The 11,457-nt window shown below is 50.9% G+C and carries 13 protein-coding genes and 2 pseudogenes; 5 read left to right on the forward strand and 10 right to left on the reverse strand.

Annotated elements, in window-relative coordinates; all coding sequences use genetic code 11:
* Positions 1-51: 51 nt before the first annotated feature.
* The 5 genes from FKW19_RS06285 to FKW19_RS06305 form a co-directional block, all read right to left on the reverse strand.
* Positions 52-396, reverse strand: coding sequence for a transposase (locus FKW19_RS06285; RefSeq protein ID WP_089179447.1), 345 nt, complete (start codon positions 394-396; stop codon positions 52-54).
* Between the two features lie 51 nt (positions 397-447).
* Positions 448-630 (reverse strand): transcriptional regulator domain-containing protein, encoded by a 183-nt coding sequence (locus tag FKW19_RS15405; RefSeq protein WP_116100254.1) that lies wholly within the window; start codon positions 628-630, stop codon positions 448-450.
* A gap of 312 nt (positions 631-942) precedes the next feature.
* A complete protein-coding gene (locus tag FKW19_RS06295) occupies positions 943-3,483 on the reverse strand; it encodes a TonB-dependent siderophore receptor (RefSeq protein ID WP_238331341.1) in 2,541 nt (846 codons plus the stop codon).
* Between the two features lie 148 nt (positions 3,484-3,631).
* Positions 3,632-4,636 (reverse strand): FecR domain-containing protein, encoded by a 1,005-nt coding sequence (locus tag FKW19_RS06300; RefSeq protein WP_089179449.1) that lies wholly within the window; start codon positions 4,634-4,636, stop codon positions 3,632-3,634.
* Positions 4,637-4,743: 107 nt separating this feature from the next.
* A complete protein-coding gene (locus FKW19_RS06305) occupies positions 4,744-5,265 on the reverse strand; it encodes a sigma-70 family RNA polymerase sigma factor (protein ID WP_162870694.1) in 522 nt (173 codons plus the stop codon).
* A gap of 553 nt (positions 5,266-5,818) precedes the next feature.
* Between FKW19_RS06305 and FKW19_RS06310 the strand changes: the two genes are divergently transcribed.
* Positions 5,819-6,184: an antitoxin Xre/MbcA/ParS toxin-binding domain-containing protein gene (locus FKW19_RS06310; RefSeq protein ID WP_061471297.1), complete on the forward strand. Its 366-nt coding sequence runs from the start codon at positions 5,819-5,821 to the stop codon at positions 6,182-6,184.
* Positions 6,181-6,699 (forward strand): RES family NAD+ phosphorylase, encoded by a 519-nt coding sequence (locus tag FKW19_RS06315; RefSeq protein ID WP_089179451.1) that lies wholly within the window; start codon positions 6,181-6,183, stop codon positions 6,697-6,699. The genes FKW19_RS06310 and FKW19_RS06315 overlap by 4 nt, the downstream gene beginning before the upstream one ends.
* Positions 6,700-6,848: 149 nt before the next feature.
* Here FKW19_RS06315 and FKW19_RS06320 read toward each other — a convergent pair whose 3' ends face one another.
* The gene (locus FKW19_RS06320; RefSeq protein WP_089179452.1) at positions 6,849-7,547 is read right to left on the reverse strand and encodes a TetR/AcrR family transcriptional regulator; all 699 of its coding nucleotides are present in this window, start codon (positions 7,545-7,547) and stop codon (positions 6,849-6,851) included.
* Here FKW19_RS06320 and FKW19_RS06325 point away from each other — a divergent pair.
* Positions 7,546-8,241, forward strand: coding sequence for an O-methyltransferase (locus FKW19_RS06325; RefSeq protein WP_089179453.1), 696 nt, complete (start codon positions 7,546-7,548; stop codon positions 8,239-8,241). The genes FKW19_RS06320 and FKW19_RS06325 overlap by 2 nt on opposite strands.
* A 130-nt stretch (positions 8,242-8,371) precedes the next feature.
* On the opposite strand, the pseudogene FKW19_RS16000 reads toward FKW19_RS06325, so the two are convergent.
* Positions 8,372-8,547 (reverse strand): annotated as a pseudogene (locus FKW19_RS16000) (3,4-dihydroxy-2-butanone-4-phosphate synthase); the annotation flags it as partial.
* 31 nt (positions 8,548-8,578) lie between these two features.
* On the opposite strand from FKW19_RS16000, the gene FKW19_RS16065 reads away from it, so the two are divergent.
* A complete protein-coding gene (locus tag FKW19_RS16065) occupies positions 8,579-8,836 on the forward strand; it encodes a hypothetical protein (RefSeq protein WP_370512892.1) in 258 nt (85 codons plus the stop codon).
* A 78-nt stretch (positions 8,837-8,914) separates the two neighbouring features.
* Here the strand turns inward: FKW19_RS16065 and FKW19_RS06340 are convergent, their stop codons facing one another.
* The 3 genes and pseudogenes from FKW19_RS06340 to FKW19_RS06350 all read right to left on the reverse strand — a co-directional run bounded on the left by FKW19_RS06340 (position 8,915) and on the right by FKW19_RS06350 (position 10,860).
* Positions 8,915-9,760 (reverse strand): squalene/phytoene synthase family protein, encoded by an 846-nt coding sequence (locus FKW19_RS06340; RefSeq protein ID WP_089179454.1) that lies wholly within the window; start codon positions 9,758-9,760, stop codon positions 8,915-8,917.
* A gap of 94 nt (positions 9,761-9,854) precedes the next feature.
* Positions 9,855-10,076: pseudogene (locus tag FKW19_RS06345) on the reverse strand (3,4-dihydroxy-2-butanone-4-phosphate synthase); the annotation flags it as partial.
* A gap of 49 nt (positions 10,077-10,125) precedes the next feature.
* A complete protein-coding gene (locus FKW19_RS06350) occupies positions 10,126-10,860 on the reverse strand; it encodes a siderophore-interacting protein (RefSeq protein WP_116100342.1) in 735 nt (244 codons plus the stop codon).
* 233 nt (positions 10,861-11,093) lie between these two features.
* Here FKW19_RS06350 and FKW19_RS06355 point away from each other — a divergent pair, with 233 nt between their 5' ends.
* Positions 11,094-11,390, forward strand: a complete 297-nt coding sequence (locus tag FKW19_RS06355) for a LysR family transcriptional regulator (protein ID WP_116100253.1) — start codon at positions 11,094-11,096, stop codon at positions 11,388-11,390.
* Positions 11,391-11,457: the final 67 nt, after the last annotated feature.

Below are 11,457 nucleotides of genomic sequence, written 5' to 3' on the forward strand. Positions count from 1 at the left end.
TGTCATCCAGCCGATAGAATAATCCGTTTTGGAAATTACATCGAAAGAACATTATGAAGTATTGCGCTTAAACGGCCGTCCACATAGGCGGTCGAGTTCCGCCTGGGCAAAATACGCAGAAGCCTTACGCAGGATTTCATTGGCCTGCCGCAATTCGCGGTTCTCTCGCTCCAGTTGCCTGATCTTCTCCCGATCAGGAAGATCACTTGCTGCAGGTGCATTGGCCCGCTCATGCAGACGGGTCCATTTTGACAGCGTGTCAGGATGAATATCCACCTTTGGCGCGATCATCATCACTGCAGACCAGCGTGACGAATGGTTCTTCTCTTCTTCCAGAACCATGCGGGCCGCACGTTCACGAAATTCAGGCGGAAAACGCTTCGATTTGTTGCTCATAAATTCTTCTTACCTCTCGGGTCTTTCTGTCTCCACAAAACCCGGGGAAATTCAGTCCCGGAACGCCGCCCACAGGAGCGAGGGATTGGTGCTGGCCCCGGCCCGCAGCAGAATGTCGCGATAATCGCTGATATAGCGGGACCAGCGCCGCATGAAAGCCCCGGCAAGAGCGGAGGTCGGAAGGGTTCTGAGGATGGCCAGATCGGCCTCGGAATGCCAGATGTCGGATGGCATGGGAGAGGGTCCTCTCGGCTGGAGAGCCACCGACCGGACGCGACAAAACATGCCGCGCCTGTCAGGCAGCCCCGCTTGTCTGGTTACATTGAATTCTCACGCCTTGCAGCGTGACCTTATGAAAATTGCAGGGACGCCCCACGCATGTTGCGCAGTATCACCCACCGACTTTGACATGGGTTACCTCACACATCTTGCCGGGGACAGTCCACGCTTCTTGCAGTGAGGCTGCCCCACGACTTTGGCATGGAAGTGAAGGGTAAAATGCTGAATTTAAGGGGAAAAGCTATTGTAGTTCGAGGTGAAGAAATTTTACCAGCTATACGAAAGGTTTCCGTATATCCGTTGACCCTGTCCATAGTAGCAGGCGCCACCGCCGCTGGCAGATGAACAAGATGTAACGTACCGCTTGTTTGCCAGATTTGATATAGCCAGCTGTGCTTTCAATCCCGTAAGTGTCGGCGTTAGTGCAGAAAAATCGTAATGGGCACCGACATCAAACAGAGTATAGGCTGGCGCTTTAAACGAGTTAGCATTATCGGCATATGTCATTCCGACATATCGGACACCAAAATTGACACCAAAGCCGTACAGAATTCTTGCAGGTGGCGCATAATCAATAAACATGTTTACCATATTGCGAGGTAATCCGGAAATATATTTTCCTTTTTCAGAAACCTCACCGATAACGTTACCGTAGATATCTCTCTGACTTTCAGTTGTATCGCTCTTTGCTACCCGTGTATCATTAAAACTATATGACGCAGTTAGATGTAGATCCTTCGTAATGTTAGCATGCGCGGATAATTCAACCCCTTTAGACACAACAGTTCCTGCATCAACCTGATAGCCTGGATTGACTGTATCGGTGATTGCGTAGTGATCTTCTTTGATGTGATACGCGGCTGCTGTAAGGAAAATATCAGAATGTGGAATTAAATATTTTAATCCCGCTTCAAACTGATCTCCCTGGTTAGGCTTAAACAGCTTTCCATCCGCGGAAAAATATCCAACCTGCGGCATAAATGACGTTGCATAGCTGAAATAAGGCGTCAGTCCAAAATCGAAGTTATAAGTAAATCCAGCTCTCCATGTAAATGCGGAAGCGGGTTCCTTCTGAACAGCGCTCAGATGAGGCGCAACATATGTACCACCAATATGACGTGCGCCGTAAACGGACATATCATATCCGTACCAATCCTGTCTCCCACCTAGTGTAACGGTCAGTCGGTGGAATTTCATTTGATCTTGGAAGTATATTCCTTTTTGACTGAGAGTTTGAAACGCATCTGAGTTTGTGACCATGTCAGAGCCAGACAAGCTATAATTAGGGGACCATCCATATTGAGGATTCCAGATATCTATTGATGATGCACTCAGATCATAATAAATATTTTGTTCAACTTTAACCTGTCGGAAATCCATACCGGCCACCAGCGTATGGCTTACAGGACCAGTAGAAATATGACTTATTATTTTGCTATCTAGACCTATAGTTCTATCGGGCTGGGATGCTTTATTACCTGTTCTTTCAAATGTAGAACCATCACTATCGAGATTACCTCCACTTAGAGAATTGTATTTTGTTGTTGAATTTTCATACATAAATGTCTGCTGAAATTCCAAGTGCTTATTGAATTTGTGTGAGAACTGATATTCAAATCGCGCTTCCGACGAATTGAATTCATTAGCCCCAGGTTCTCCCAGAAAACGACTTCGAGGTAGATAACCTCCTTTGCCACGTATCAATGTGCCGATCAACGGATAACCTGTCCCGTAGAAGCCATTATCAGGTGTGTACATATAACTACCCAAAAGGGTAATACTTGTCTTATTGTCGATATCCCATTTTATAGAGGGGAGAACTCCAACCCTCTTGTAATTAACGTAGTCTGTTTGTGTTCCTTGAGTAACACCTATCCCCGCAATACGATATTTCAGATTTCCCGATTTGGTGATCTTGTCACTGACGTCAAAGGTTGCTTCGTAGCGACCCCAATTTCCGAACCCCACAGAGACATTTCGAATAGGTGTTTCCGTCGGCTGTTTTAAGCGTGTTGCTATGATACCTCCTGGCCCCGTCTGCCCATACATAACTGATGCAGGGCCATTGAGGGCTTCCACGCGCTCGACAAAAGCAGTTTCGCCAGCGGACCTAGAATTAGATTGAATGCCGTCAACATATTGCGTCGATCGAAAGCCACGTTGCATGAATCCGCCGCCAGATGTCCCTGCGTTTCCGTTGTTTCCGGTACCAGTTTTCTCAGAATATACACCTGGCATGTAGCGCAGTGCCTCTTGGATGTTTTGTGCTTGCTGATCCTGTATTTCCTGCTTGGTGATTACGTAAACAGAGTTGGGAATCTCCCATAAGGGCGTATCAGTCTTTGTGCCTGCGTCGGTATAGGTTGCAACGTAGCCGTTCCCAGGCCCTATAGCGGCTTGATGGGGATCAAACGCTGTTCCACCGACGCGCACTGGGCCAAGCGTGATATTGGCAGAAATCTTAACGAGCGTCACAACATTTCCTGAAAGACGATAGGTCAGTCCAGTGCCTGCAAGCAACTGTGTCAGTGCCTGCTGCGCAGTCATGCGTCCAGCTATACCGGGAGACGATAATCCCTGAATAACTGCCGTCTCGACCGACACCTGTTTTCCAGACTGCGCTCCGAAAGACGTTAGCGCCTTTGCAAGAGATCCTGTTGGAATAGAAAAGCTTTTTGATTGATCGGCAGTCATCGCAGATGAAACCACCGTTTGAGCAAAAGCGCCTGATGCTCCGGCAACAGAAGCCAGTGCCGAGCTTGTCATCAGAATTGCAGCTATAATTTTTCGGTCAGCACCGACACTCACGTTCCGTCGCAACGGCATTGTTTCCCTTACTGTGCTTTACGTAGCAGGGACGTGCCGTTAATGCGACTGCATTGCAGTTTCATCCCCTACTTGAGCGACGGGTGCCGAGAAAATTTTTTCCCTCTTTTTTATGATCGGATACGAAAAATTAGAAATCGGAGATAATGACAAGCCAAGGCGTCATACGCCTTACGGCTACGCCCTCATGGGCTTGCGCTAGGGCATGCAGGGCACCGACTGGGTTATTCAGGTCATAAACCCCTGTAACCCGCCGTGCAGCGAAGTCTGAACTGGCAAGCACAATCATCCCTTTGAAGTAGGGACGGAGTTTTCCCACCACATCAGCCACCGGCTGATCATTAGCGATCAATTGCCCATGTCGCCATGAGGCGATTTCAGTCCCGTCCGCATTCGTACGATGGAAACCGCCCTTCCAGCCTACGTGGATCGCCTGTCCCGCCTGCAAACGCTCTGAAACCCCAAAGGACGGAGAAGCGTCTACCTGCACAACTCCCTGTGCAACCGCAACATCCGTACTATCCGCCCCGAAGCCGACTTCAAACGCAGTGCCAATATCTGTCGTGCGGACACTATGAGCATCCACGGCAAACGGGCGCGTTGCGTCATGTGTCACTTCAAAAAAGGCACGACCTTTCAAAAGACGAATATGCCGTTGTGACCCTTTATAATCCACGGCAATAGCACTCTGAGGAGCTAGCTCTACGTCTGTACCATCTGCGAGCCGGATCGACTGTTGTTGGGCCGTGCCTGTTGTATAATCAGCTTGCCACCAAAGAAGAGCGCTCGGAGCTATCAATAGGACGAGACAGGCGGCGAGCGCCATCCCTGCTCCGACTACCTGAACCATTCGCCTCGATAGGATGCGCTGCGATGACAGAGGAGCGACCTCGTCCGCTACGTCTCGCGCTTCAAATACACGGATGGCAGCACCTTCATTCGCCGCTGCGGGACCAATCAGATCATAGGCTTGCGCGGTCTCGGTCCAGGCTTTTCTGTTGGCTGGGTGAGCGGAAAGCCATTCAGCGAAACGGGTGCGAAGATCGGGATCATCAGGCTCATCTTCCAAAAAGATAAGCCAGTCAGTTGCTTCCCTTATTGCCCGTTCGTCTTCGCTCTCTATCCCTGCCGTCATCCCTCTCCCGATACTCAAGCATCATGTTGGCCGTCACATGTCCGAACATGGACGAAGTCAGTCCCTACTTCATAAACGAAGCAGCGTAGATTTTTTTCTATAATGATTTATGGGAACGACTTCAGGCGTCTCCGGCAATGGGCAACGCCTTCGGCGATCAGAGTATGGGCACGTGTTACAGAGATTCCCAACCGTGCGGCCACCTCCCTGGTCTTCAATCCTTCAAGACGATGCAATTCCACTGCCATTCTTGTGCGCTCTGGGAGTTCTGCAAAAGCATCCCGCACAATGGCCAGTTGCTGGCGATGCAGAATCTCGACTTCCGGAACGGCCCGCTCATCTGGTTGAAGATGAGTTGTCTCGCTTCTATTGTCAGAAATTACATAACGGCTACGGCTGATATGTGCCCGTCTACCGTCAAGAGCAATATTTCGGACAATGCGAAAGAGATAGCGTAACGGTTCACGAACAAAATTCGGATCAGCCTGAGAGACCGTCGAGAAACGAACCCACGCTTCCTGAACGATATCCTCGCTTTGCGTCGTAGTCCCCGTGACAGTGGTCGCATAGTCGACCAGCCGTTTACGGTTCTGCACGAACAGGCTCAGGTTGTCCTTCTCGCTGTCCAAAGGTGCGCTGCCCACTTCATCACGCGGTCATACGAATCCGCTTCACCACATTAAGAACCATTCTTATCTGGTAGCTACGTGAGGACGGCTTGGAAGGCAAGGAGAAGGTTCGCGGATCGGCTCCGCGCGTGCAGCCTGGACCGCTTCCTAGCCTTCCCGGCCCTCTTCTGGCGCGCCTCGCACGCAGCGAAACTACGCGGTTTTTCTCCTTCGTTTGTTTCCTATGTGTTTCCTGCGGTGTGATTTGTGCACAAAAAAAGCCACCCGTGAGGGTGGCTTTTTTTCTGTCTTTTCAGACGGATATGTATGGTTGCGGGGAACCGCACACTACGATCCCGGCGAAATGTGGCGAATGGTCATTCGCAAGCGTCGTTGGTTGCGGGGGAAGGCAACCAACGATACTTGCGATTGGTGGACCGCGAGATACCCCGTCGCGCCGCGTAACAGGATGACAATGCCAGCGCGCACGGACATATCCAACTGGAATCCTTGCAACAGACAATCTGCCTCATATATAATCCCAAATAACGGTCAATATATGAGGCATTCCATCATGTCTGAGACTACATTCCTCATCGACGCCTTTGATCCATCGGGGCTGATCGCTGCAGAACGGCTGAGCAATATGCTGCACATCACAAGGGGTGAACTGGCCACCACTCTGGGCCTGTCTCGTGACGCCGTCTCCAAAAGCGCACGCCTTGGCCGCCCTGCCACTCAAGCCAGGCTGCGCGACATGGTCGAGATCCTCAATCGCGTCCGGCCATGGGCTGGCTCGGCCCAACAGGCTTTCGCATGGTACCGATCACAACCTTTGCCCTCCTTCGGTGATCAGACTGCCGAGGCGCTTGTCCGGGAGGGACGCGCCGATGCCGTCCGACGCTATCTGGATCGGATTGCTACCGGCGGCTACGCGTGAGGTTCACCGGACGGGTATTCAGGGCTCACAATCCCCGGTGGTCTTTCGCGCCATTATCGGGCGATGGTGCGGCGCTCCACGGAGGACGTTTCAACCCGGCCGGTATACCTGCCCTTTACACATCACTTCGGATGGAAACTGCATGGCTCGAAGCCCAGCAGGGTTTCCCATTCAAGCCGCAACCTTTGACCATCTGTGCCTATGACGTCGAGAGCGAACCAGTCCTCGATCTGACCGATCTATCTAGTTTTAACAATCTGGGCTTCTCCCCTGCCACCTTGGCCTGTCCTTGGGAAGATCTTGCTGACCAAGGCAAGACGCCACCCTCATGGGAACTGGCAAAAGCACTCATGGCCAGTGGCGCAGCCGGCATAATCGTCCCGAGCTTTGCTCCCGGAGCGACAGAAAATGACAAAAACCTTGTCTTTTGGAGTTGGTCAGATAATCCCCTCTCCTGCGTGACTGTCATTGACGACGAGAAGCGCTTGCCGGGAACCGCGGCATCATGGCGATAAACTGACTGTCGAGCGAAATCACCAAATGGCCGGTGCAAGAACCTGGTTTCTGCATCCTGCGAGGTGAACTGTCCCATTTCATCGATAACGCTCCGTTCCTTAAAGGGGGCGGCTTTTCAAAATCCATCATTATAAAGCAATCAAAGAGATCACTCTCTCATCAGTTTCTTCTCGGCCTGAATAACTGCCATCAACTGACCTATGATGCGATCAAGCTGGTCTGCTTCTATCACAGTGGTGCGTTGCCGTGTCACGTCAATGAGCGCTCCGGCTATGACGCAGAGATCATTGGCAAGAGCTTGCGCCTTCCTCCCAAGAGCAACATTATGATGCTCAAGAAACGTTGTTACCACTGCACAAAGTTCAGTCATGATACGATGATGGTCTGTCTCGAGAGGCAGCTTCGCCTCGATTTCATCCAGGCGCACTGCGAAAAGCGGATGCTTCCGATCTGCCTGAACTGCGGCGAGAATCAGAGAGCGTAATCCGTCACGCAATGACTGGCGGCACGCAGTCACCAGTGCCGAGGCCACGGTATGCACCAGCCTTTCCCGCACCTGACGACTCAGGGCCGCGATGACCTCGTTCCTGCCTTGGAAATACTGGTAAAGGGTGGCGATTCCAACGCCGGCACGCTCCGCAATTGCGTTAGTGCTGCAGGACTTTCCTTCTTCCAAAAGCAGAGCCGTCGCTTCCAGAATGGCATCCACAGTCGCTCGCGAGCGTGCCTGACGCGGCCATTTCCGAGGAGCCAGAGTGAGGTCGGTATCCTCGGTGAAAATGCGAGTAACGCCAGCATAGAGCGAGGGATTATTATCTGCATCCAGTCTTGTCTGCGGAGTTATCATGACCAATCACCTCTTTCGTCCACAATTCACAGCAGCTATCCAGCGGGTTCTTGAACGTCTCTATTCCGAGACCATTGAACAGGATCCCGTTCGACGGGCGGAAGCGCAGTCCGCAGGACTGAACCATGATGGAGAACACGGATTTTATCAGGCCATGGCTGGGGCCAGAATGCCAGTCACACCTGAGTTTGGCACCCTGCTTTATGTGCTGGCACGCAGCAGCGGTGCCCGACATATTGTTGAGTTTGGCACGTCATTCGGGGTTTCAACGCTCTTTCTGGCGGCCGCACTAAGGGATAACGGCGGCGGGCGGCTAGTGACAACAGAGTTTGTCGCACAGAAAGCGGCAAGCGCAGCAGCCAATCTGCACGAAGCTGGGCTGGCTGATCTAGTCGACATCCGCATCGGAGATGCCATGGCTACGCTTGTCCGCGATGTGCCACACCCAATCGACCTGATCCTACTTGATGCCTCGAAAGGGCTCTATCTGGATATCCTGCGCCTGCTCGAACCGGCTCTGAGACAAGGTGGCCTCGTCGTGAGCGACCGCGCTGACCTTGACGGGGGCGATGGCGGTCGTGCAAGTGCCTACCTCGACTATCTGAGCAATCCAGCAAACGGATATCGTATGGCGGCGATCACGACCGAGGCTCTTGGTCAACGTTTTGCTCATGATGTTGCTGTTCGCGCGTAGCCAATCAACTATTTCTTTCTACTAAGAGAATATTACTTCGGTCATCACGATTACATTATTCATAAAAAATTATGTGTTATATTTTTATTACTTTAATTCCTGCATTAGATTGTGACCCCATAACCTCCCGCAGAATGTCTGCAATGCTGATTATTGGCAGATCAAACCGTTGAGAAAACACATCCAGTTGCGTCCGACGGGCCATGGTGCCGTCCTCGTTCAAGATTTCACAGAGCACTTCAGCAGGTTTGAGGCAGAAAGCTGAAGCAAATCCACCGATCCCTCCGTATGACCGCGCCGTGAGAGTGGCTCGCAGGCCAGTTACGGCAGCGCAAAGTTGACCTGCTGGCTGAAGCTTCAGCAGGCAACGAAAGGACGCATTGAGATGGAATGCGCTGATCAGGGCTACACCATGACAAAAGCGACATATGCCGCTGAAGAGCGCGATATCACTCTCAAAATCATCAAACTGCCTCATACTAAACAAGGTTTTGTGCTTCTACCCCGTCTTTTGATAGTAGAGAAATTCTTCGCATGGGCAACACGGTTCAGAAGGTTTGTAAAGGATTACGAGCGTTACGCTTCAACGCTCTAAACTGTGCACATCATCGCCTTTGCACAGCTTATGCTGAAAAATGTAGTCAACCAGCTCATGCAAAGTGCATAACACCTTCTAACCACGGTATCTTCGGCCGGAAGAGAGGGCTGCGCTCATTGCGCCTCGCAAACCAAGAACCACAAAACCAGACCGACTTAACTTATGCTTCCTCTCGCAAATACCTAAACGCGATATTCTGCTATTTAACTCTGTAGCGATAGTGTGAACAGAATTTATCCACATAGATAGTCTAATATCTTTCACCAACAGAGGAAGGCGACTAGAAGCAGCTAAAAGGGATCTGTTCTTATCAGCAAGTTTTTTAACAGACATATCAAGATAATTAACATTACCAATTAAGAACATATCGCCTTTTTTTTCTGAATCTCCATAAAAGAACTCTCCCGGAATATATATTCTTCTGAGCTGGAGGAAATCCTGGCGACAATCCTGAATGTGGTTAATGATCTGCAAAGCGGAACATAATGCATCTGACTGGTAATACAGAGAGTCAGATTCCCCGTGAAGATCCAATATAAAGCGTCCGACAGGATTGGCGGAGTATTTACAGTATTCTACAATATCATCCCAACAATCATAATCTCTTCCTACAACATCCATATGAAATGCCGAAATTAAATCTGTTAATCTGTCGATAGATACGCCTCTTTCTGTCAGTCGACTTCTAGCATCCCCATATATGCTCTCACCTTGCCCATCTGACATAATTCGCTGTTTAATTTCGTATAATTTGTTAATTTTCTCTTTGGTATTTAGTTTACTGCAATCAGCGATGTCGTCAGAAAATCTAGCCACTTTGTAGTACGAGACTACTACGTCTCGATTTTTTTTGTTAAAAAGAAGTGATGCAACTGGAAAGTTTTCATTGGTGTAATCTTTTCCCATATTTTTAGCCTGCATTCAGTTCCTTAAGGAAGAGTATTGAGAACTGCTTGTATTAGTGTGAGATCCGCCTCAAGGAGGCCAAAAGGATGTTCGGATAGAACGTTTAGTTTTTTCGTTCGGCAAGGGGTAGGCACACCAACCCTCGTCCATGTGTAATCATGAAATTGATTGCGTCAGGAGTCACGAATTCAGCCGCCATGACTAGGTCGCCTTCGTTCTCCCTGTTGTCATCGTCTACCATGATAACCATTCGCCCTGCACGCATAGCCTCGATCGCACGGGCAACAGTGGGAATTATGGAGCGGATAGAGTGACCGTGTACGACGTTCATAGGGCGTCAGCCTTTCCTGTTCTGCATGATTGTCGTGAAGCGGGATCAGTCAGTCACGGTCGCGATGGTCCGCATCGCCCATTTTCCAGTAACCGGCCGCATGCAGGCGACCGGAAGGAAGCAGACGATCGACGGTCAGATAAGTCCGCACGGCTCTGACCATGAAAGACTCACCCGCGACCCACGCCTGACAATCGGACAGGTCAAGAACTGCCCCCTGTACGGCGAGTTCGAGCTGCCCTGTCGTGCCGGGAGGCTCGCTACCCGAATGCAGCCATGTAACATTCAAGGATGCAGCAGTTTCCAGTTTCTGTTCTTCATCTGTACCATTCACTTCAATAAAGGCATCGGCAGTAACGCCAGATGGTAACGCCTCAAGAATAGCCGCTATCGCTGGAAGCGACGTCGCATCCCCCACCATAAGATGGCGACTTGCAGCGGGATCAACGCGGTATCCTGCGCGCGGACCGGCCAGTTGAAGCACATCCCCAACCTTTGCCTTTTCGGCCCAGGCAGACGCCGGACCGTTGTCGCCATGCAGGACAAAATCCAGTTCCATCAACCCGGCAGTCGCCTCATAGCGGCGGATCGTATAGGCACGTCCTTCCGGCTTGCGGCCGGGCGGTGCGGGAAGGAACACCTTCATCCATTGCGCGGGATACTCGACCGGTAGTCTCTTGATATCGTCTCCGACGAGAGTGACACGCCGCATGTGCGGCGTCACATCATGCACCGCCTTGACGACTGCCGGACGTAACGTCCTGTTTTGTGACATCATTTTCATCACGATGACTTTCAGAAATCCGGGGACCGCAAATGAAAAGGCTCTGGCCCTCTGGGGAAGGCAGAGCCGTGGAAAATTGGCCCTCTTGTCTGAGAACACCTTACGGTCTGATCCAACCTTCAAAAAATACCGTGAAATGGAAAGTATCATTCCATTATATGAAATGGTCGCATCTGAAGATTACTGGCATCCTGAACAAGGTCGTGACGTAAAACGTGGAGTGATTTGAAAACGTGAAACCGACGGACCTCAATCTTCTTCATGCACTGGACATCCTTATTGAGGAACAGAGCGTGGGCCGTACAGCGGAACGCCTTGGGCTAAGCCCGCCTTCCGTGAGCCGTCTGCTCGCCCGCGCCCGTGAAATCATGGGCGATCCCATTCTGGTACGGGCAGGACGGGAACTTGTCGCCACGGAGTATGCCCGCACCCAGCACGCCCGGATCCGCAACATCATTGCCGAAGCTCAGGACGTTCTCCTGCCCAACACGGAACTGCATCTCGACCGACTTATGTGGACGGCCGTTTAAGCGCAATACTTCATAATGTTCTTTCGATGTAATTTCCAAAACGGATTATTCTATCGGCTGGATGACA

Source organism: Acetobacter sp. DmW_125128, assembly GCF_008704325.1.
GTDB classification, from domain to species: Bacteria; Pseudomonadota; Alphaproteobacteria; order Acetobacterales; family Acetobacteraceae; genus Acetobacter; species Acetobacter oryzifermentans.

What these genes read in the sequence shown, in the direction of transcription:
- FKW19_RS06285 (WP_089179447.1), bottom strand. Translation starts at nt 396, where the DNA reads ATGAGCAACAAATCGAAGCGTTTTCCGCCTGAATTTCGTGAACGTGCG.
- FKW19_RS15405 (WP_116100254.1), bottom strand. Translation starts at nt 630, where the DNA reads ATGCCATCCGACATCTGGCATTCCGAGGCCGATCTGGCCATCCTCAGA.
- FKW19_RS06300 (WP_089179449.1), bottom strand. Translation starts at nt 4,636, where the DNA reads ATGACGGCAGGGATAGAGAGCGAAGACGAACGGGCAATAAGGGAAGCA.
- FKW19_RS06310 (WP_061471297.1), top strand. Translation starts at nt 5,819, where the DNA reads ATGTCTGAGACTACATTCCTCATCGACGCCTTTGATCCATCGGGGCTG.
- FKW19_RS06325 (WP_089179453.1), top strand. Translation starts at nt 7,546, where the DNA reads ATGACCAATCACCTCTTTCGTCCACAATTCACAGCAGCTATCCAGCGG.
- FKW19_RS06320 (WP_089179452.1), bottom strand. Translation starts at nt 7,547, where the DNA reads ATGATAACTCCGCAGACAAGACTGGATGCAGATAATAATCCCTCGCTC.
- FKW19_RS06340 (WP_089179454.1), bottom strand. Translation starts at nt 9,760, where the DNA reads ATGCAGGCTAAAAATATGGGAAAAGATTACACCAATGAAAACTTTCCA.
- FKW19_RS06350 (WP_116100342.1), bottom strand. Translation starts at nt 10,860, where the DNA reads ATGAAAATGATGTCACAAAACAGGACGTTACGTCCGGCAGTCGTCAAG.